Raw genomic sequence first — 22,252 nt, forward strand, 5'->3', positions numbered from 1 at the left:
ATCTCAAACGGCACTTTTTAGTGCCGTTTGTCTCTTCTCATATCTGATTGGAGCGCATCATGGCATCTTCTCAATATTTGGTTGGTATTGACCTAGGCACAACCAACACCGTCGTTGCATTCTGTGAAATTCAAGACGACCTCTCAAACGTGCCCGTTGAACTATTTGAAATCGACCAGCTAGTCGGGCCCGGTGAAGTGGTGCGTAAAACATTACTGCCTTCGTTTCGCTATCACCCCGCCTCTCAACAAGTCTCCGACTCCGATTTAACGCTTCCATGGGAACACCAGCCGGTTGCAGGCGATCTCAACAAGGTCATTATTGGTGAATGGGCACGAGAGCTTGGTGCGAAAGTAGAAGGACGCCAGGTGTCCAGCGCTAAAAGCTGGCTCTCACACCAAGGCGTTGACCGAGAGGACGATATTCTGCCATGGGCTGGTACCCAAGATGTAGAAAAAGTCTCCCCCGTTATCGCGAGTGCAAGTTATCTCAACCATATTCGCCAAGCGTGGAACCACCGTCACCATTACAACAAGCTTGAAGACCAAGATGTCGTCATCACGGTGCCGGCCTCGTTTGATGAAACTGCGCGAAAGCTGACCTTAGACGCAGCAAAGAAAGCAGGACTACTTCGAGTGCATCTACTCGAGGAACCACAAGCGGTGTGTTATGACTGGTACGCTAGACATAAAGAAACGGCTTCACAAGAGCTGGCTCAAATACCGCTCATATTGGTGTGTGATGTTGGCGGTGGTACGACTGATTTAAGCTTAATTGAAGCAACACATGATGACGACAATACCTTAGCATTGAACCGTATTGGGGTTGGTGAGCACTTGATGCTGGGCGGAGACAACCTCGACTTAGCCCTCGCCCACGTGGCCGAGCAACGTTTTAACCAAACAAAGAAACTGAATGCCGCGAGCTTGACTAAGCTTATCCAACAAACTCGCAAAGCCAAAGAAGCGTTACTCTCAGAAGCGGCACCCGATGAAATGAAGATCACGATGCTAGGAAGTGGTTCTCGTCTCATTGGGGGCACAAAAAGCATCTCAATAAGCAAAACCGAAGTCCACAACATCGCCTTAGATGGGTTCTTCCCAACTACCGAGTTCGGTGAGTTACCCGATAAAAAGCGCAGCGCGGTTGTTGAGTTTGGCCTGCCTTACGTGGCTGATCCTGCTGTGAGTAAACACGTTTCCGAATTCTTGCATTTGCATCAAGAAGTATCAAAAGACGCCCTAAACAGTGACAAAGAGCCTGCGATTCCAGTCGGCATTTTGCTCAACGGGGGCGTGTTTAACAGTCAATTAGTGACCAAGCGTGTTATCGAGCTTATCGAAGGTTGGAAAGGATCGCCTGTCACCCTACTGAATAACCCCCACCCTGATTGGTCAGTGGCGCTTGGAGCCGTTGCGTTTGCTAAAGCTCGGCGCGGTGCACAGTTAAAGATTGGCGGCGGTAGTGCTCGTTCTTATTTCTTACACCTTCAGGAAAAGAACAAACTAGGTCAGGCACTGTGCTTGCTGTCTAAAGGCACAGATGAGGGTCAAGAAATTCGATTGTCTGGGCGCCGATTCTCGCTAACGCTAGGCGAGCCTGTTCGCTTTAACTTGTTAACATCTACCCATGATTTTTTTGGCCAACATCAAAAAGTACAAAATGGCATGTTAGCGAGTATCGACCCAGATCAGTTCTTACCATTACCACCCTACATAAATACGTTACAGGGTGACGATGTCGCGCTCGCTGAGAATCAAAAGCAACGCGTCGAGGTTCAACTGGCTTGCCAGTTAACTGAAGTGGGTACGTTAAAAGTTGAATGCGTCAGTGTTGAAAATGACAATCAGCGCTGGGAGTTAGAGTTTGAAGTTCGCAATAAACAATCCGAACAAAATGACATCAAGATCCACCCAGGTCTTGAGGTGAGTCAGGCGTTAGTTTCTCGGCTATACAGTGGCAACAAAAACAGCGCTGATACCAAAGAAATTAAAACGCTCAGTAAAGAGTTAGAGAAAAAGCTCGGCAAAAAAGAAGCCTGGGACTTTCACTCTCTTCGTTCGCTTGTCGACACCTTCACGCTCGGCCGTAAACGTCGTCGCCGCTCTGAGCAACACGAAAAAAACTGGTTACGTCTTACCGGTTTTTGCATGCGTCCTGGGTTTGGCGATGCCACGGATTCATGGCGTATGGAACAAATTTGGGGCATCTATCAGCAAGGTATTCAGTTTCAAAACCATCAAGGCTGGAGTGATTGGTGGGTATTTTGGCGTCGTGTTTCTGGTGGCCTCAATGAAGAACAACAGGAAATCATACTGAGCGACATCGCCAAATACCTGCACCCTGGCGCGATGAAAAACGCCAAGACCTTTCAAGCGGCAAAAGACAAAGGTTATGAGGCAATGGTCCGACTCTCGGCCAGTTTGGAGAACCTGTATGTGGATGATAAAGTTTTGCTGGCGAGTTGGTATCTCAGCAAAATCATTAACCAGCCTCAATTCCTACAAGCTCATTGCTGGGCTTTAGGGCGTTTGGGTTCTCGCACGCCATTATATGGCAGTCAACACAACGTCATCCCTAAAGAACAAATTGAGCAATGGTTACCTAAATTGCTTGCGCTTGATTGGTCAAAAGAGTCGATGATAGGCTTTGCGTGTGTATTGATGTGTCGAAAAACAGGGGATCGAACACTCGATATCGCTGATGACTACCGCGAACAGATCTTAACGAAACTTCGTCAAACTAAGGCGCCAGAAAGCTGGATTTCGCTTGTCAGCGAAGTACAAGTATTATCAGAATCAGATTCAAAACGAGTCTTTGGTGACGCATTACCCGTTGGTTTGCAACTAATTAATCACTAATTACTGGTTGCTGGTTGCTGGTTGCTGGTTGCTGGTTGCTGGTTAAGACGATAAGCACAAACATTAAAAAAGGTGAGCCCATGTAGGGTTCACCTTTTCTTTTATCTACGCTCAATCATTATTAATAACCGAGTTGTTTAATAATGAATCGTCATTTTATAGTGGTTTACTTAACCACATAAGACAACGGGATCTCAACAAGCTGCGGGCCTTGATTCATTGGGTACACAAGGTACTCCCCATGATACTTAACCTTCGATTTGTAATCGGTACGCTTATGCAACATAAAACCCGCTTCATACGCTTTGGTAATAAACTCTGCATGATTACCACGTACAAACCAGCTCATTGGTTTCACCAACTTTTCACCATCAAAACAGTCATCACATTGGTTCGCACACAATGCAAATGAGTTTTGGCCATCCGTAAAAAATTGAACCTTGCTGCCGTCCGTCAACACTTCAGACGTGGTCACACCCCAGTCTGCTTGTTCCATATCTTCAAGGAACGTTTCAATCATTGCATCGGTAACGACTTTAGTTTCATCACCAAAGAATTCTCCATAGTACCCAGAGATACGACGGAAAGTAGATTCAAGCATGGCGTCATTACCTTTCGAACGACCCATTTTTTGCCATCGAATAATGTCACCAGCAATGACTTTATGAAAGCGTTGCGATTTAATACTTTTTGTTACCCAACGAAGCAGGAACAAATTGTTCGACGTCGGTGAGTTAATCACCTTGCCACTCTCATGCCCTTGTTCTAGTTCTTCAAGTGCACTGTTCACAACGTTTTGGATTTCTGAATAATACTCAGACATTATGCTTTTTTTCCTAGTGTCCAATATAAGCCCGCGGATAATACCGAACAAATGGCCATTAATACAATCATTGGCCAAATAGATCCGCCCGGAAGAACCGCAACAATCGCGCCAACCAACGAACCCGTACCAAATCTTAGTGTGCCAGCAAGCGACGAAGTCGTCCCTGCCATTTTAGGGTAACCACTCAATAGTAGACCCATTGAGTTACTACCAATCGTGGAGAGTGTCCCAATAAACAACATAACAAAAGGAACAATTCCCCAGATACCAAGATCCAAAAGACCACTTGCTAACAACCCTAACCCGGCAAAAAGCTGAACGCTTAAGCCAAACTTTAGCATGCCGTGCAGACCCACTTTCTTGACGAGGCGGCCGTTGATGCTGGTCATGATGATCATTGTGATGATATTTAAACCAAACAGGTATCCAAATTGATCGGGTGTCACCCCGTAAATATCGATGTAGACAAACGAACCCGCGGTCAAGAAGGCAAACATACCTGCAAACGAAAAGGCGCCTGAAAACATCAGCCCCATCGCAACTGGGTTTTTACACAAACGTGCATAGTTTTTTATCGTGGTTCGAAATCGCAATGGTTGTCGATTTTCTGGTGCTAGTGTCTCTGGTATTTTCCACAATACCGCAGCAATAACGACAACAGAAAATGCGGTTAACACCCAGAAAATTGAGCGCCAGCCGAACCAAATAGCAAGGTGTCCGCCGATCATTGGCGCGACTAACGGGGCAAGCGTAATCACTAATGTTACAAACGACATGGTTCGAGCAAAGTCTTCTTTGTCGAACATATCGCGTACAATTGCTTGAATAATCACCGCCGCCGCTGCGCCAGCAAAACCTTGCGCGGTTCGTACTAACGTCAAGGATTCTATACTCGTCGTCGTAGCACTTACCGCTGAAGCGATACCAAAAAAGAACACTCCAAAGAGTAAGATTGGTCTGCGGCCATAACTATCGGTTAGAGGTCCATGTAACAATTGACCGAGCGCAAAACCCGCTGTGTATACCGTAAGTGTTATTTGAACAGCACCGGCATTTACCCCAAGGTCTTGTGCAATCGTTGGCATTGCAGGCAAGTACATGTCGATCGCGAGTGGTGTAAGAGCACCAATTGCGCCAAGAACTAGGAATAAAAGAAGGCCTAGCTGGGGTATGTCGGGCTGCGATAGTGGTTTAGAACTCATATCGCTCCTAATTGATTGCGCTATTATCAGGCATTCCATGCATTCAAATAAGCTAAAAAGACTCAATCATTCCAAATTGAGGTCATTGCCGACCATTGCCTTTGTTACTAAAAAGCTGCTTTTATTCTCACAGAGCTCGTTTCATTGCAGTAAGAAAGCACGAGTAACGGTATGCTTATAACTTTGTCGCCACATAAGTCTCTAGGAATACTCGTACTGCGTTCTTTGTAAACTCTATCGTATTTCTTTAGACAACGGTCGTTCACAATGGGGTGATAGTGCGGCTCTTTAAATCACAACAATAAAATAAGTGCCATGGTATTTGAAAGGCATAACACTTATTCCAGACACTATGGTGACAGGCAAGAAGGATTCACCACAGTGATAACACTCTCTTTTGTATTACTTTTTCCAGATCGAGTCAATTTCTTCTTGGGTTAAATAACGATATTCACCAAGTTCCAATTCTTCATCTAGTTCAATTTCACCGATTCGTTCACGATGTAATGCTTCGACTTTGTTGCCTAATGCCGCAAACATGCGCTTAACTTGGTGATACTTCCCTTCATGGATAGTTAACAACACTTCTTTTTCGGCTCTCACTTCTAGGTGAGCAGGCAGTGTCGGCGCTTTTTCACTTCGCAGCTCAATACCTTGCTTAAACTTCTCAACATAATCGTCTTCAACTGGCTCAACCAACCATACACGATATGTTTTTTGGCACTTATGCTTAGGGGAAGTAATACGGTGCGACCATTGACCGTCATCAGTAATCAATACCAAGCCTGTCGTATCAACATCTAAACGGCCAGCAAAATGAAGTGAATCCATTTTGATTTCATCAAGTAACTCAAACGCCGTTTGATTCGAACCGTCTTCATGCGAGCAGACAAAGCCTTCAGGCTTATACAACATGATATAACGAGGACCTTTCACCGTAATTTCACGCTCTTGCCATTCGACACGACATTGCTCGCTTACCTTAACGGAACCGCTTTTTTTTATCTCGTCGTTAACGGTCACTTCACCCTTTCTTAAAAGGATGGTTGCTTCTCTACGGGTGACACCTAGCGAATCACACAAAAATTTATCTAAACGCATGAATACCTCAATCTGATTAAGTCCGCTATTATATGGGCTTTTCTGCCAGATGTAGAGTCAAACTCACTCATATGTACACACTTCGTCCGTATCAAGCCGATTCCGTTAAAGCGGTTATCCACTATTTTCGCAAAAATGACACGCCAGCAGTCATCGTATTGCCTACTGGAGCGGGCAAAAGCCTCGTAATCGCTGAACTTGCTCGCTTGGCCAGAGGTCGTGTCCTCGTTCTTGCTCATGTCAAAGAACTTGTCGAACAGAACCACGCGAAATATGAAGACTACGGACTCAGTGGTTCGATATTTTCGGCCGGACTAGGAAGGAAGGAAACCTCTGAACAAGTAGTTTTTGCCTCTGTTCAATCCGTAGTACGAAACCTACACCACTTTGCGAACCAATTTTCCCTGCTCGTCATTGACGAATGCCATCGGGTGCCTGAAGTCAAAACCTCAAGCTACCAAAAAGTCATTTCTCACTTAAGCGAAGTCAACCCCGGCATTAAGATACTCGGGCTAACAGCAACCCCCTATCGACTCGGTGTTGGTTGGATTTACCAATATCACACAAAAGGCCTGGTTCGCAGCGACGAACCCCGTTTTTTTAAAGACTGCATCTTCGAGTTACCAATTCAATATTTGCTGGATGAAGGATTTTTAACACCTGCAAAACTTATTGATGCACCGGTACTCAGCTATGACTTTTCGCAGCTTAAACCTTCGAGTATGGGAAAGTACAAAGAATCAGAGTTAGACCTCGTCATTGAACAGTCAAAGCGAGCAACACCACAAATCATCGAGCAAATCATTCGGTACAGTGCGGATAAACAAGGCATCATGATATTTGCAGCAACCGTTCGCCATGCTCAGGAGATACTCGCATTATTACCTGCCGATAGCAGCCAAATCGTCATCGGTGATACACCGACACCTGATCGCGATTCCATCATCAATGACTTCAAAGAAAAACGAATTAAATATTTGGTTAATGTCTCCGTATTAACAACAGGCTTTGACGCACCGCATGTTGACCTCATTGCCATTCTTCGTCCAACAGAATCCGTTGGGTTATATCAACAAATTGTTGGACGAGGCCTTCGCCTTTCGGAAGGAAAAACGGAATGCCTTGTGCTCGATTATGCAGGGAATACATACGATTTATATCAACCCGAGATAGGCAATCCTAAACCCGATTCGGATTCCGAGATCATTACCATCCCTTGCCCTGCGTGTGGATTTAATAATAACTTTTGGGGCAAGCTCGACAGTAATGGTTTCCTGCTCGAGCATTTTGGACGTAAGTGCCAAGGATATTTTACCGATGAAGACACCAAAGAGCGTGAACACTGTAACTATCGATTTAGGGCTAAATACTGTAACGAATGTGGCGCCGATAATGATATCGCAGCGAGAATTTGTCATGAATGCGATGCAACCTTGGTTGATCCCGACAAAAAACTAAAAGAAGCGTTAAATTTAAAAGACGCGCTCGTGTTTGAGTGTATCGATATGTCACTATCTGTACACAAAGACAACAAGGGTAAAAGTAGTCTTCGTGTGAATTACATTGGTGAGAATGAGGCGCAAGTCAGTGAGTTTTGGTCGCTCACGACAAAGAAACAAAAAGAAGGGTTCCTTGCCCGGTTTGTGCGACCACACCTTGCTGATAAGCACCGAGAATTTGATGCAACCTCACCGACTAAGGTTGTAAACAATCAACATAGATTCCGTTTGCCCGCTTTTGTCATCGCACGAAAAAGTGGTCGTTTTTGGAAACTTCGCGATAAAATCTTTGATGACGAGTTGAAGTCATAGCATTCAGCTTCTATTCATATTGAAAACATTATACTTTGCATTACAGTAACCATTAACTCTTCTGATAGGTGCTTAACATGACCATTAAACCAAAAGGATCATTTTTGAACTCCCAACTGCCCTTAATCGCGCTATCTTTTATATTGATACTGCCGGCAACCGTTCATGCCGAGTTTTTCTCTGACTCACCTAATGGCCATGAGCTCGTTCAAGATGTCCCTCTTGGTGACGCTCGAATTGAATTTGATGAAGACCAAGATGAGGTGTACGAAGCGGTACAAGATGGCTTAATCCGGCCATTTTCAGAATTATTCGCCACCGTCGAGAATGATCTGAACGGGCGAGTAATCAAAGTCGAGCTCGAAGAAGACGATAATGAGTGGACCTACGAATTAAAACTTATGCACGAACAAGATGTTATTCAGGTTGAGTACAACGCGACCACATTGGAGCTAATGGAAATAAAAGGCCATAATCTTCAAAGAGTGATAAAAAAATAGGCGCGTCAAACCATATATCGGCCGTTCAACATAACGATAAGTCATCATAAGTTTATGACGAGATACCGAAGAGATTATAATAATGAAAATTCTTGTAGTGGAAGATGACCCTAAATTGGGTGAACAAATTTTAGCAACGCTCGAGAGTGCCGAATGGGTGCCTGAACTCGCACAAGATGGCATTGATGCACTTTACCGTGCAACATCCGAAGAATGGGACGTTATTGTCCTAGACTTAGGATTACCGAAAATCGATGGGTTAACCGTTCTTAAAGGCATTCGTGACGAGAATATCAATACCCCTGTGGTGATATTGAGCGCACGCGACACCCTAAGCCAACGAGTGGAAGGGTTGAACGCTGGTGCAGATGATTACTTAACCAAACCATTTGAGATGATCGAACTTATCGCACGCATTCGAGCTCAACTGCGCCGAGCATCAGGAAACGCCTCTCCCATCGTACAGATGGGCGATCTAAGCTTGGATACGCGATCGTCAAAAGTCATGTGGCAAGGTCAGGCCGTAAGCCTTACGGCGCTTGAATACAAAGTCGTTGCGTATTTTGTTCATAACGCGGATAAAGTCATTTCTCGCACTGAGCTAGTCGAGCATATTTATAAACAAGATTTTGACCGTGATTCAAATACGGTTGAAGTGTTTATTGGACGCATCCGCAAAAAGATATCACCGAAAATTATTAAAACAGTACGAGGTCTTGGATACCAACTCAATGCCTAAACAAGACATTGTTCCTTCTCGAGCTTCATCACTGAAGGCTGGGTTTAAAAAACTCAGCCTTAAAACCCGATTACTTCTTGCAGCGTCGTTGTGGCTGTCGGTAATAACCATCGCAGCGGGTGTCATCATCCCAGGCCTGGTTCGTGAGTATCTGGTTCAAGATCTAGAAACACAATTGGGACGCTCTATGGATGAAATTGCGGCCAACTTAGAAACAGATAAGCAAGGTCGCCTAGTTTTGTCGTCACGCCTTTCTGACCCTAGATTTAACCAACCTTATAGTGGATTGTATTGGCACATCAAAACCCCTGCCGATACGCTACGGTCTCGCTCACTTTGGGACAAAGATATATCGCAAAAAGAGCGCGCACACGCGTCTTCTTATTTTGGCGCGCGTGATGAGCGCCTTGTCGCGATAAAAAGAACGGTGTTTCTTCCAGATATAAGTGACGGTGTCACTATTATTGTCGCACAAGACGAAGATCCTATAGACAAAGCACTGCACACCTTAACAAACCAAGTATGGGTGATACTCGGCATTATGATGCTAGGCCTTCTCAGCCTCGTTGTCGCGCAAGTTAGCTGGTCACTCCGCCCACTTAACAAGATGCAAAAAGAGCTACAAATGTTGCGAAACGGTGAGCGTCAATCCTTAGACGAGCAATATCCAAAAGAGATCGCACCATTAGTGAATGACCTCAACGCATTGATTTTCCATTATCAAGAGTTACTCGCCAGAGCAAGAAACCACGCGGGTAATTTATCTCACGCACTAAAAACTCCGTTGTCCATCTTGAAAAACGAGCAAGCGAACCTAGACGAAGCCGATAGAAATAAACTGGCGCCCGCCCTACTTCAAATTCAATCACAGATTGATTACCACTTAGGCCGAGCACGTATGGCCGGTGCAATGAACATCCTATCGGTGAAAGCAAACCCAAGTGAGCGCGTAGACGCAATGTCTTTGGCGTTTGATAAGGTTTACGCACAGCGAGAAATTGCGCTTATTAACGAATTGGACCCCGACTTGTTCGTCGCGGTTGAAAAGACTGACCTCGACGAAATGCTGGGTAACTTAATAGAAAACGCATACAAGTGGGGAGAAAGCCTCATACGGGTTCACTCTCTCGCACTGGATAACGACGCCATTCAAATCATCATCGAAGATGACGGTGTCGGCATCCCAGAGGCACAATGCCAAGATGTGATAAAACGCGGTGTACGTCTAGATGAAACCACTCCGGGTACAGGTCTAGGGCTAAACATCGTCAGTGAAATGGCTCATGGTTATCGTGGCGATCTTGTTCTTTCTTTAAGCAAATTGGGTGGTTTAAAAGCAACGCTGACGTTAAGAGCAGTAAAGGATTAAAAAATCTATAGATATCACTCCGAATCTATTGCTCAGACTACTATTGAATGTTAGTATCCGCGCTCGTTTTGAGAGTATCTTTGATGCTTTTTTAACGATATATGTTCTAACTAGGTCGCTAAGATTAGAACGGCATTTATTAATTTTACTAATTGAGAGTAAATACTATGAAATTCGAAGCAGTAGTACGTACTGAACTAGGTAAGGGTGCGAGCCGCCGCCTACGTCACGCTGGCAAATTCCCAGCAATCATCTACGGTGGTGAAGCAGCACCTATCTCTATCGCGCTTACGCACGATGAAGTGATCAACCAAATGGACAAGCCTGAGTTCTACGAAGCAATCACTCTATTGATTGACGGCGCAGAAGTTAAGGTTAAGCCGCAAGACGTTCAACGTCACGCGTACAAGCCAAAGGTTGAGCACATGGACTTCATCCGTATCTAATTTCCTACCAAGGAATTAGTTGGATAAATCCAACCTTTTGCATAAAAAGATTCTCAGTCTTACCAACTAAGTAATCTAAAGAAATTCGAAACCCCGATGCTACCAACATCGGGGTTTCACCGTTTCTGAGCCCTCAAAAACGTCTAAAATCTCGCGCAATACACTGAAACTAATCAACCCTCCTCTACCCCACTTTGATCCCAACCTTGCTTGGGCGTATTAAGGGTGGACGAAAGATGAATTTATACAGTAATTTTTCTAATGGAAACCTTAGGAGTATTGCTAGCCAAATTCAACTAGGAGAAAACTGAGGGATCTTGACGGGATAAGTACCAATCGATTCTGTCATGCTCTTAAGTTTTATTAAAAATACCCAGCCAATTGACTGGGTATTAAAACTAAATTGATGTCGTTAAGATTTAAATCGCCCAACCGCCCGCATAGAAAGCCACTAAGACGATGGTAATTAAGACAATGCCAAGGTTAAGCTTCTTCCATTCGCCAGAGAACAGACGCCCTACAACGAGACATAAGAAACCTAGCATTATTCCTGTCACAATGTTTCCAGTAAGCACGATGAATACCGCACAAACCAAGCCTGATAATGCATCGACCGAGTCATCAAAATTCAGTTTACGAACATTACCTAGCATTAGTAGGCCCACGTACATTAACGCTGGCGCAGTCGCGTATGCAGGAACTAAATAGCTAATAGGTGCAAGGAATAACAAAAATAAGAATAAAACCCCCACTACTACCGCAGTAAGACCTGTTTTACCACCAGCAGCCGTACCTGCAGCAGACTCGATATAAACGGCTGCTGGAGCACCGCCCACGGCGCCAGAAACAATACTCGACACAGAATCAGAGGTGAGCGCTTTACCACCATCAATAATGTTGCCATCTTTATCAAGAAGATTGGCTTGACCCGCCACCGCTCGAATGGTCCCGGTTGCGTCAAAGATTGCTGTCATCACCAATGCTAATACACTTGGTAATACAATCGGATTGAGTGCCCCCATAATGTCCATCGTCCCCATCAAAGAATTCTCACCACCAATGCTCGGTAATGCAAAAAAGCCCTGATATTGCACAGCAGGATCAAAAATAAGACCAAACACAGAAATCGCAACGATGACAAAGAGTATCCCACCAGGAACCTGGCGCTTCTCTAATCCAAAAATAGCCGCAAGGCCCAACATGGACATAATGACTGGAAAAGAAGTGAACTCACCTAACGTAACAGGCAGACCTTCTACCGGGTTTTTGATGACTAGACCAACACCACTCGCTGCGATTAATAGCAAGAATAAACCAATGCCAATGCCCGTACCGTGAGCGATACCTTCAGGAAGATTGGTTAAAATCCATTGTCGAACACCAGTGACGGTAATCGCGGTAAAAATAACCCCCATCAAGAACACGGCGCCTAGCGCGACGGGTATCGAAATGCCCTGCCCTAAAACCAAACTAAACGCGGTAAATGCCGTTAGTGAGATAGCACAACCAATCGCCATTGGTAGGTTAGCCCAAAAGCCCATCAGCATAGAACCAAACGCAGCCACTAAACACGTTGCAATGAATACCGACCCTTGGTCAAAACCCGCTACGCCAAGCATACTTGGTACGACGATAACCGAATACACCATCGCCAAAAATGTCGTTAAGCCCGCAACAACCTCACGACGAACGTTACTTCCGCGTTTGGAAATCAAAAAGAAGTTATCGAGCCAACTGCCTGTTGCAGCGGATGTATTCTCACTCATGGTTATTCCTCATTGTTGTTGGACAACCGTTCATCAAATGGTCGCTCAACAAGATATTAGTAAAAATTTAAGTGGCGAGAAAATACAGGTAAACGTTTGCGTGTGCAATAGGTAGAATCGAAGGTTTCATGTTTGGTAAGACAAATAAAGACTTTCAGCTCGAAAACATAAATCGAAAGACCTATCATTCAATCAAAGAAAGATACATAACCCATTAATATTATAGGTTTTTACCAATTTTCATAAACACTATCGATGAAGAGGCTTAATTCGCCACCATATTCACAGCGACGACCAACATCAGAACTGTAAATCACTGCTTAATCGTTGAAGCGGGCAGATAATGAGTGGCTTGGGCGCTGAAAGGGGCAGTACACTAAGATGTACTTACAATACCCAATAGCATCGGTAAATAGACAATCCCAGCAAAGCCATCTGTTAATGCAAACTCACGGCCACCTAAACTGGCGTACCCTATCGACCCTCCACCGATGCTTAATCGTCCTGCTAAAAACCAACGCCACGTCTTAAAAGTGCACGTTAATAAATTAATATCAGCATTTCACTCACCTTTATTTATCTCTGAGTAATTCATGGGCTTAAGCCACAATATAAATATGGTTAAATTCTTTTTTAACCTTATTAATATCACCTCTACTCAATCGCAATACCAAGAATTATTTATCATGAATATTCTTCATGTTGAATGTGAAGTAAAACCATTTTTCATCATGCTGTTATATCCGTATAAAAACGTTAAGCACAAGGGAAAATATCGAACGGAAATAAAACCTTTAAGTGAACGTCAAAACTTACTCAACGGAGTTTGTACGACCTCATTATAAATGCTCACTCAGATCTTAACGTACTTTTCATTAAGATCATTCGAGACAATAAGACAACAATTTTAGGTACTAGATAACCATGACTACAGAATTCGACTTTACCATTAAGAGCATTTGTCTCGATGAGCATTATCAACCTTCAGACAATACTCGCATCACAACTAACTTTGCCAATCTGGCTAGAGGTGATAGCCGCCAAGAGAATCTGCGTAACGCATTGACGATGATCAATAACAGTTTCAATGCATTAGCTCATTGGGATAACCCTAATGGTGAGCGATATTCTGTTGAACTTGACATCATTTCAGTCGATATAGACATTGAAGGGTCCGGTCAGGCTTTTCCTTCCATTGAAGTATTGAAGACGAATATTATCGACCATAATACTAACGAGCGTATTGAAGGGATATTAGGTAATAATTTTTCTTCTTATGTACGAGATTATGATTTTAGTGTCCTGCTCCTTGAGCATAATAAAGACCAACCACACTTTAGTATCCCAGAAGACTTTGGTGATTTGCATGGCAAATTATTTAATTGCTTTGTCAACTCACCTACATATAAAAAGCACTTTAATAAGCCGCCAGTAATATGCCTAAGTGTTTCTGACAACAAAACTTATTACCGTACTGACAATCAGCACCCTGTACTAGGGTTTGAATATCAGCCAAATGACACCTCGTTAACCGAGCAGTATTTTAAAAAAATGGGATTGCAAGTTCGTTACTTCATGCCATCAAATAGCGTTGCACCGCTGGCTTTCTATTTCTTTGGTGATCTGCTTAATGATTACACCAATCTTGAACTCATCAGTACGGTCAGCACGATGGGTACATTCCAAAAAATCTACCGACCTGAGATTTATAATGCGAATGCGGCGGCTGGGCAATGCTATCAACCCAACCTGAAGAATGCCGATCACTCCGTTACTCAGATTATTTATGACCGAGAAGAACGCGGCCAGTTGGCGATTGCTCAGGGAAAATTTGCCGAAGAACACTTTATTAAGCCCTATAACCTTGTTCTTGAACAATGGTCTGCTCAGTACTTTCTTTAATGTCCCCAAATACAAACAGGCTTGATTATGAAAAGACTATTACCCACGTCAACCGCAGGCAGTTTGCCAAAACCGTCTTGGCTTGCACAACCTGAAACACTGTGGTCACCATGGAAGTTACAGGGTGACGAATTAATCGATGGTAAACACGACGCTTTGCGCGTGTCTTTACAAGAACAACAGCAGGCTGGGATTGATATCGTCAGCGATGGGGAGCAAACGCGCCAACACTTTGTGACGACGTTTATTGAACACCTTAACGGCGTAGATTTTGAAAAACGAAAAACCGTTAAAATTCGTGATCGTTATGACGCGAGTGTCCCAACGGTGGTTGGCGCTGTTTCTCGTCAAAAGCCCGTGTTTGTCGACGATGCCAAGCGATTACGCCAACAAACGAAACAACCGATTAAATGGGCGCTGCCAGGTCCAATGACCATGATCGATACGCTTTTTGATGACCACTACAAAAGCCGTGAGAAACTCGCGTGGGAATTTGCCAAAATCCTTAACCAAGAAGCCAAAGAATTAGAAGCTGCGGGTGTGGATATTATTCAATTTGATGAACCAGCCTTTAATGTCTTTTTTGACGAGGTCAACGATTGGGGTATCGCCACGTTAGAACGAGCTATCGAAGGGCTGAAATGTGAAACCGCGGTACATATTTGCTATGGCTATGGCATTAAAGCCAATACCGATTGGAAAAAGACGTTAGGGACAGAGTGGAGACAATATGAAGCCGTGTTTCCTAAGCTGCAACAATCGAATATCGATATTATCTCATTAGAATGCCATAACTCTCATGTTCCAATGGAGCTGCTTGAATTGATTCGAGGTAAGAAAGTCATGGTCGGCGCAATTGATGTCGCCACCGAAACCATTGAGACACCAGAAGAAGTTGCGGAAACTCTACGACAAGCCCTTCAGTTTGTGGATGCAGAAAACCTCTACCCTTGCACGAACTGTGGCATGGCGCCTTTGCCTCGCTCTGTTGCAACAGCAAAGCTCAACGCATTAAGCGCTGGTGCGGCGATTGTTCGAAATGAAATTTTGGCGTAATACTTAATGTCTAACGCCTGATGTCTAGTCGCTAATGGCTAATGGCTAATGGCTAATGGTTATTGCTTAATGGATAACAAACGTGACAACGAGTGAATGAAAAAGGACGCTTGCGCGTCCTTTTTCATTCCACCTCTTCATTCTAGAAGCTTACTTTTATTTTCCACCAATACTCAAGCGAGCAAAGCGTACGTCGGGTGCAAAGAAAGTACGACTGTCGTTGTTCAACTGGATATTCCCCACCGCGTCGACTTCTTGCAACATCTTATAGAAATTGCCCGCGACCGTGATACCTCGCACAGGCTGAATGCGCTGGCCGTCTCGACATAGAAAACCACTGGCACCAAATGAGAAGTCACCACTGACCGCATCAGCGCCAGAATGCACGCCTTGCAGTTCGACAAGCTCTAGATATTCGCCCGCTTTTACCTCAGAGAGACTGCTTGTACCTGTCGCAATCCATTTATGATTAGCGGATACATCCAAGCTCGATTTCGCACCACGTGACGCACTTGCCGTTAATGTCGCACCTAAGTAACTCGCGGTTTGGCTATTATGCAGTAACGTATTCAGCTTACCGTCTGTAATAAGCGCGTTGTCTTGAGTGGCAAACCCTTCACTATCAAACGCCGCGATGGCCATACCCTGTGGCACATACGCCTTATCTATCAAGGTAATCAATTCGCTCGCGATGGGTTGTCCTATCTTGTCTGCTAGAGGTGTAATGCCTATCATTGCGCTTACACCAGAAAACGCGCTGCCAAAGGCACCAAATAAACTACTTAACGCATTCACGTGGAATATTGCAGAGTAATTACCCGTCGCAACGGGGGCACCGTCGAGCAGATCCCGAGCAAGATTATACCCTCCGTCAATGCAGTAAGCCGCGTCTAGCTCATCAAAACGACGACCTACTGACACCTTACCTGCCATGGATTGTTTGTCGTCCTTTTCAAACAGCGTATACGCATAACAGCTAAATGAACGCTCAAAATGGCGACACAACGTCCCTTGAGTATTGGCAATAATCAACTGACCTTCACCGTCACTGTAGCCATTGTATGGCGAACTGGATGCATGAGGCAGAGCGACCACGCCTTGCTCAAGCGCTAGAGAAAGCGCAATTTTATCGTCGACGGATGTTGTGTCGTCTTGAGCAATTTCAGCGACATTTGTTGTGATTTGATTGTTCACACAGCTAATGGTTTGATGCTCATCCTGCTTTGAGAAACGCGCGCTTTGTAATGCGTTCGTTAACATCAAATCAAGGCTCGATTGCTCGAGTGACTCAGAATAACTGGTGGCGACGCGCGCGTCTTTAATGACTCGTACGCCCATGACTTGGCTCGAGCTGACTTTGTACTCGTCTAGTTGGCCTTGGTTCGCCTTTAACGAAAAGCTGTTGTTGCGGTTAACAATCACATCAGCTTGTGCGCCTTGACGTTGTGCTTCTGAGAGCACGTACTCAATCGTATTGAGAAGTTGTTGTTCTTGGCTCATTAGCTACCCCCTCCAACCAAAATATTATCTACTTTCAGCGTAGGTTGCCCCACCGTCGTCGGGACCGCGCCACTAACGGAACCACACATCCCCGGCGCAAGCGCCATGTCTTTTCCGACCATGCTGATTTCTTTGAGCACTTTTGGACCCGTACTGATTAATGTCGCGGTTTTTAGAGGTTTGGTTATTTTACCATTCTCAATCAAATACGCTTCACGCACGGCAAAGTTAAACTCGCCCGTTCCCGGTTGAACCGAGCCTCCGCCCATCTTTTTGGCGTAAATACCACGCTCTATACCCGAGAGCATATCGTCCAAGGAATGGTCCCCTTCTTCAATGAAGGTATTGCGCATGCGTGATGTTGGCGCGAACTTATAGTTTTGTCGACGACCGGAGCCTGTCGGTTCAAACCCTGTTTTCATCCCACCCATTTTATCAACCATAAAGCTGGTGAGCTGACCGTCTTTAATGAGTTGAGTGCGCTGGGTTGGCATGCCTTCATCATCAACATGGATTGAACCCCATTCATTGGTCATGGTGCCATCATCCACGGCATTGACCGCAGTGTGGGCAATCATGTCACCCATTTTGTCGTGAAATACCGAGGCTTTCTTAGCAACAGAAGTCGTTTCAAGTAAGTGACCACAGGCTTCGTGAAAAATGACGCCACCAAAGCCATTACCAATAATAACGGGCATTTCACCTGACGGACACGCGTCCGCACCGAGCTTCACCAACGCTTGTCTGGCAATAGTTTGACCTAATTCTTGCTCATCCACACCTTCACTGAATTCCCAGCCTGCTAATGCACCAGGGCCTTCCATACCCGAAGCCTGCTCATTGCCTTTTTGAGCAACTACATTGCCTGATGCACGAATGTAGTGTCGAGTATCATCAACGTGAAGCCCTTCAGAATTGAAGATAGAAACGCGCTGCTCACGTTGCGCTACGCTACCAATGAATTGACTGATGTATTCGCTTTCCGCCCGTGCGGCTTGGTCGACTTTAAGCAAGAATGCGATTTTGGAGTCCAGATTAGCGTCTTTGCTCAACGGCATACGACAACTATGTTGGACTGGGTAGCGGTTCAAGTTTAATGAACCGGCAGAGGCGATTTGATCACGCTTGTCTTTTGCCGCAAGCAGTGATGTCACACGTTTCAGTTCTGCTTCGTCCGTGCTGTTGGTGTACCCATACAACACTTTATGGCCGAAGAAGAGGCGGATACCAATACCAAAATCGATACCCGAGTTAACCTTATCCACTTCACCAGATGCAATCTGGACGGTGTTGGTTTGGTGATGTTCTACGAATAGCTCAGCGAAATCAGCCCCTAAAAAGAGTGCATGATCGATCACCGATTGAGCCGATAGAGAGTTAAGCATGAAACCTCCTTGATCGTCCTAGTTTTCCTCACCTTCAAAACTGTGCTCTTATTAATAAAAGCATGGCACAGAGAGAATAAAGGCGTGTTTAGAATGCTCTAAACATTACCATTTTTCTATGAAGAATTCCCGACCGCTTATTACCAGACCATAAATTTGATCAACGTTGCGGCGGCAACGTTCACTCAGTTACCAATACGTTAATTGCAACAAGCTTAACTCCATGTCGATCAATTAATGGCATGCAAATTGACAATGCACTGCAACAGACGCTCCTCTAACCCCGCATCAATCGAGCGGCCAATTATCTCGATACGGCTTTCAACGCAGTCATTCAATTCGACTTCTGTTAGTTCATCTTCAGCCTTATTGTAACTAAACACTCCATCTTGAGTGATAAACACCGCTTTCATGCGCTCCACATCAAGTTCGATTAAGACATCGAGTACCTGTTTACGATCAAAATGCTTGTTTGGTGCAAAGCGCCAGCCAACACTTTCAAACCCTTCTCCCTGGTTCATTGCCATAATCACACCACTTTCCGGCATCGCGACCTCAGAGGCCAACGTTTTTTTGTGGCCATGATGATGGTGATGAGGTGACTGTGCTTGAATGAACGTCTCTCCTTCAAAATCCGACAACGGAATATCGCCATAGTGCGCAAATATTACTTTCGTCATTGGGTGACCTAATTCAGCCACGTAGGCTTCTAATTTCTCTGTATCGCCCTCTTGGTACAAATCTTGTTTATTACCGACAACCGTATCGGCAATCGCAATTTGCTGATTGAACGTGCCGTTACTGGTATAACGACTGTCTGACAACTTACGCGCATCGACTAAGGTTAGGGTCTTTTGTAGCGATAATACCTTGCGATAATGTTCACTCGACAAGACTTGCAGTACTTCTTTTGGGTGCCCTAACCCCGTTGGCTCTATTAGCAAACGGTCTGGCCTTGCCTCTGATAACAGTTGGTTGAGTGCAATTTGCATCGGTAAACCGGCTGCACAACACATGCACCCGCCGGGGACTTCGCGGATAAACACTTGCTGGTCTGCAGTTTGTTGGCCTTGTAGCAAGCTACCATCAACTCCAATTTCACCAAACTCATTGACAAGTACAGCCCAGCGCTCACCTTTTGGTTTGTTTTCCAATAACTTTAAGATTGCAGACGTTTTACCTACACCAAGAAACCCAGTAATAATGTTCGTCGGTATGTTTATTATCGATTGGGTATTAGAGCTCATTTGCTATTCTCCTATAGCCTTGAACTAATGTGTGGTTTGTCAACGAATCACGCATGCAACCACTTTGATTTCTTTTTAACATTTGTCTTTTCTCTTCTGAGGGAGGGCGCAAAATATAGAATGGTACGGAAATGGCACAGCAAGAACGGTGCCGACTACTTAGCGCAGTCGTCGCATACGCAGTTGATTTCGATTTGAGGACTAATCACAGTAAAACCCTGTTGCCTTGCTTGAGACTGAAGTCCTGTAATCATTGAGGCATCTAACGTTTGTTCACTAATTTTTTCGCATTTGGAACAAATGAGAAATTGAGGAACTCCGTGTTCATGCTCGCAAAGGATATGAGAACAAACGATGTATTTATTCGATACTTTAAGCTTGTGGGCCAAATGTTCATTCTCAAGAAAATCTAAAATACGATACACCGACATCGCTTGAATATTCTGATTAAGGTGTGTTTTACAATAATCCACCAGTTCATAGGCTGATAAAGCCTTATCGGCATGAATTAAGGCATGGAGAACCAACTTACGCTTGGTCGTCAGTTGTTTACCTTGAGCCTTACAGTTTTTCTCTACATGCTTAATGACGGCTTCAACGTCTTGCATTTCAACTACCTCATATCTAACGTCAGCAGTAACCGTCGTTCAGTCCCGGTTGTTTCTGGTGAGCGATGTACCACGCCCGTAGCTTCATTCCCTTCCCAACCGCTGCCTTTCAGTAACGCAACATCGCCCTTTTTTAATTGGTTAATACACACATTAGTTTTAAGCAAACCTGATTGGTGATCCGGCAACCCAGCACTACCCGCGCCGAGTTTGCTGCGGTCAATATCATCGTTATTTAACCACTGCGTAGCAAAACCCGCATAGGTCGTGACAAGCCGACACGGTAAATGATCGACGTGGAATTTGGGGCACATGGCCGTATCCAATGTCGTCAAACGTAATCCCACTTCTTGCAAGTCAAAAAGGCAGCAGAACATATCTACGATCAATGCTATGTCGTCACTGAGGTCATCAGCACAAGCGTATCCATCCAACTTATCTCGTAGCAAATCAGCCACCGTATCCGGTGTCACGGTTTTGACGACCGCTAACGGCTTGCCTTCTTGCAACATCTGTTGAATATTTTTTATTAGCTCATTTGGCAGCGAACGCTGCCAAACTGCTAAATTACGGTCTGAACGATAAATGTCCGTTAGTGCGCTTGGTTGAGTGCCCTGCGCTAATGGTCGTTCCGTTATATTTACATCGGTATCAGCAACAACATGGCAGGTCATACCTCAAACTCCCATTCAGGAAAAGGATCGGAAAGGGTTCGCCACAGAGATTCACCAGCCAACAATTCCTCATCACTTAATAGGCAATCATTCAGTGCTTGTGTCATTGCGACCTGATCCAGCCCCTGACCGATAAACACGAGCTCCTGACGCATATCACCAAATGGCTCTACCCAGCTCTGTTGAATAGCCTTTAAATCATCAGCGTCAGTTGGCCACTCTTCTTCGGGAATCGCTTTCCAAAACAATCCAGCAAACCCATGGTTTCCAATACCTCCCGCCTGGCTCCACTGCCCTGCAAAATCGGGACGTGACGCCAACCAAAAATACCCCTTTGATCGAAGCAATGTGCCAAATCGCTCGGTATCATGAAGAAAGCGATGGAACTTTTCAGGATGAAATGGCCGTCGAGCTCGGTAGCTGAAACTAGCAATACCATACTCCTCCGTTTCTGGTATATGTTCACCCCTTAGTTCTTTTAGCCAGCCCGGTGCAGATTGTGCCTGCTCAAAATTAAACAGGCCGGTATCTAATACATCTGCAGTACTGACCTGCCCATTACGTATTGGGAGGATTCGAGCTCGCGTGTTCAACATGGTAAGAATGGCAGTCAACCGCGCAATATCATCCTCAGTAACCAAGTCCGTCTTACTGATCAACAAAACATCGGCAAACTCAACTTGCTCTATCAAAAGCTCAGTAACGCTACGGTCATCATCTTCATCCAGATATTCACCCGTTTCAGTCAAATCTTGGGCCGCTTCGTAATCGCGTAAAAAATTAACGGCATCGACAACGGTGACCATGGTATCTAGTGTTGCGACATCAGAGAGCGACACACCATCACTGTCAGCAAAGGTAAACGTTTCAGCCACAGGCAATGGTTCCGCAATCCCTGTTGATTCAATAAGCAGATTATCGAAGCGCCCCTCTCTCGCTAACTGACTCACCTCAATAAGCAGATCTTCACGCAAAGTACAACAAATGCAGCCGTTGCTCATTTCGATTAACTTTTCTTCTTTGTGTTCCAGCAAGACGTCATTTTTTACTGTCATAGAATCAATATTGATTTCACTCATATCATTAACAATAACGGCGACACGCTTGCCTTGGCGATTATTAAGAATATGGCTAAGAATGGTCGTCTTTCCTGCCCCAAGAAACCCAGACAGCACGGTGACAGAGATTTTTTTCTGATTCATGTTTTTCTCTTAAGTAAAACAAACTGACACCTAGTAATCTTAGGTCTCGTGGTATCG

At 44.8% G+C, this 22,252-nt stretch carries 18 protein-coding genes and 1 pseudogene; 8 read left to right on the plus strand and 11 right to left on the minus strand.

Translation table 11 applies throughout. The features are described 5' to 3' along the window. The first annotated feature begins 59 nt into the window (after positions 1-59). Positions 60-2,861, plus strand: coding sequence for an Hsp70 family protein (locus AB4405_RS20345; protein WP_372062593.1), 2,802 nt, complete (start codon positions 60-62; stop codon positions 2,859-2,861). Positions 2,862-3,027: 166 nt separating this feature from the next. On the opposite strand, the gene AB4405_RS20350 is transcribed toward AB4405_RS20345, so the two are convergent. The 3 genes from AB4405_RS20350 to rsuA all read right to left on the minus strand — a co-directional run bounded on the left by AB4405_RS20350 (position 3,028) and on the right by rsuA (position 5,990). After that, positions 3,028-3,684 (minus strand): DUF2913 family protein, encoded by a 657-nt coding sequence (locus tag AB4405_RS20350; protein ID WP_102470071.1) that lies wholly within the window; start codon positions 3,682-3,684, stop codon positions 3,028-3,030. Beyond that, on the minus strand, positions 3,684-4,889 hold the full coding sequence (locus AB4405_RS20355) for a Bcr/CflA family multidrug efflux MFS transporter (RefSeq protein ID WP_372062594.1): 1,206 nt from the start codon (positions 4,887-4,889) through the stop codon (positions 3,684-3,686). Before AB4405_RS20355 ends, AB4405_RS20350 begins: the two co-directional genes overlap by 1 nt. 402 nt (positions 4,890-5,291) lie before the next feature. Next, a complete protein-coding gene (gene rsuA, locus AB4405_RS20360; protein WP_102470069.1) occupies positions 5,292-5,990 on the minus strand; it encodes a 16S rRNA pseudouridine(516) synthase RsuA in 699 nt (232 codons plus the stop codon). A 71-nt stretch (positions 5,991-6,061) separates the two neighbouring features. Here rsuA and AB4405_RS20365 point away from each other — a divergent pair, with 71 nt between their 5' ends. The 5 genes from AB4405_RS20365 to rplY all read left to right on the plus strand — a co-directional run bounded on the left by AB4405_RS20365 (position 6,062) and on the right by rplY (position 10,855). Continuing rightward, positions 6,062-7,801: a DEAD/DEAH box helicase gene (locus AB4405_RS20365; protein WP_372062595.1), complete on the plus strand. Its 1,740-nt coding sequence runs from the start codon at positions 6,062-6,064 to the stop codon at positions 7,799-7,801. Between the two features lie 77 nt (positions 7,802-7,878). Then, positions 7,879-8,301: a PepSY domain-containing protein gene (locus tag AB4405_RS20370; RefSeq protein WP_372062596.1), complete on the plus strand. Its 423-nt coding sequence runs from the start codon at positions 7,879-7,881 to the stop codon at positions 8,299-8,301. A gap of 82 nt (positions 8,302-8,383) precedes the next feature. Then, positions 8,384-9,040, plus strand: a complete 657-nt coding sequence (locus tag AB4405_RS20375; protein WP_102470066.1) for a response regulator transcription factor — start codon at positions 8,384-8,386, stop codon at positions 9,038-9,040. Continuing rightward, positions 9,033-10,409, plus strand: coding sequence for an ATP-binding protein (locus AB4405_RS20380; protein WP_372062597.1), 1,377 nt, complete (start codon positions 9,033-9,035; stop codon positions 10,407-10,409). The genes AB4405_RS20375 and AB4405_RS20380 overlap by 8 nt, the downstream gene beginning before the upstream one ends. A gap of 167 nt (positions 10,410-10,576) precedes the next feature. After that, entirely contained in the window at positions 10,577-10,855 is a 279-nt protein-coding gene (gene rplY / locus AB4405_RS20385; protein ID WP_102470064.1) for a 50S ribosomal protein L25, read from the plus strand. Positions 10,856-11,274: 419 nt separating this feature from the next. On the opposite strand, the gene AB4405_RS20390 is transcribed toward rplY, so the two are convergent. Next, a complete protein-coding gene (locus AB4405_RS20390) occupies positions 11,275-12,621 on the minus strand; it encodes an NCS2 family permease (protein ID WP_102469118.1) in 1,347 nt (448 codons plus the stop codon). A gap of 313 nt (positions 12,622-12,934) precedes the next feature. Beyond that, positions 12,935-13,105: pseudogene (locus AB4405_RS20395) on the minus strand (sulfite exporter TauE/SafE family protein); the annotation flags it as partial. Positions 13,106-13,545: 440 nt separating this feature from the next. Between AB4405_RS20395 and AB4405_RS20400 the strand changes: the two are divergent. Beyond that, positions 13,546-14,523 carry a DUF1852 domain-containing protein gene (locus AB4405_RS20400; RefSeq protein ID WP_372062598.1) on the plus strand — a complete coding sequence of 326 codons (978 nt, stop codon included), beginning with the start codon at positions 13,546-13,548 and terminating at the stop codon, positions 14,521-14,523. Positions 14,524-14,550: 27 nt separating this feature from the next. Continuing rightward, positions 14,551-15,579, plus strand: coding sequence for a methionine synthase (locus AB4405_RS20405; protein WP_372062599.1), 1,029 nt, complete (start codon positions 14,551-14,553; stop codon positions 15,577-15,579). Between the two features lie 156 nt (positions 15,580-15,735). On the opposite strand, the gene AB4405_RS20410 is transcribed toward AB4405_RS20405, so the two are convergent. From AB4405_RS20410 to zigA, 6 genes are all read right to left on the minus strand, one after another. Then, positions 15,736-17,079 carry a TldD/PmbA family protein gene (locus AB4405_RS20410; protein ID WP_372062600.1) on the minus strand — a complete coding sequence of 448 codons (1,344 nt, stop codon included), beginning with the start codon at positions 17,077-17,079 and terminating at the stop codon, positions 15,736-15,738. Next, positions 17,079-18,464: a TldD/PmbA family protein gene (locus AB4405_RS20415; protein ID WP_372062601.1), complete on the minus strand. Its 1,386-nt coding sequence runs from the start codon at positions 18,462-18,464 to the stop codon at positions 17,079-17,081. Before AB4405_RS20415 ends, AB4405_RS20410 begins: the two co-directional genes overlap by 1 nt. A gap of 230 nt (positions 18,465-18,694) precedes the next feature. After that, complete coding sequence (locus AB4405_RS20420; protein ID WP_372062602.1) at positions 18,695-19,711, minus strand: GTP-binding protein; 1,017 nt, start codon at positions 19,709-19,711, stop codon at positions 18,695-18,697. A gap of 155 nt (positions 19,712-19,866) precedes the next feature. Continuing rightward, the gene (locus AB4405_RS20425) at positions 19,867-20,319 is read right to left on the minus strand and encodes a Fur family transcriptional regulator (protein WP_372062603.1); all 453 of its coding nucleotides are present in this window, start codon (positions 20,317-20,319) and stop codon (positions 19,867-19,869) included. Positions 20,320-20,324: 5 nt separating this feature from the next. Next, complete coding sequence (locus tag AB4405_RS20430) at positions 20,325-20,993, minus strand: DUF1826 domain-containing protein (RefSeq protein WP_102469125.1); 669 nt, start codon at positions 20,991-20,993, stop codon at positions 20,325-20,327. Next, positions 20,990-22,195 (minus strand): zinc metallochaperone GTPase ZigA, encoded by a 1,206-nt coding sequence (gene zigA / locus AB4405_RS20435; RefSeq protein ID WP_372062604.1) that lies wholly within the window; start codon positions 22,193-22,195, stop codon positions 20,990-20,992. The genes AB4405_RS20430 and zigA overlap by 4 nt, the downstream gene beginning before the upstream one ends. Positions 22,196-22,252 lie beyond the last annotated feature (57 nt).

The sequence above is a fragment of the Vibrio sp. 10N.261.51.F12 genome (assembly GCF_041471725.1).
Taxonomy (GTDB): domain Bacteria; phylum Pseudomonadota; class Gammaproteobacteria; order Enterobacterales; family Vibrionaceae; genus Vibrio.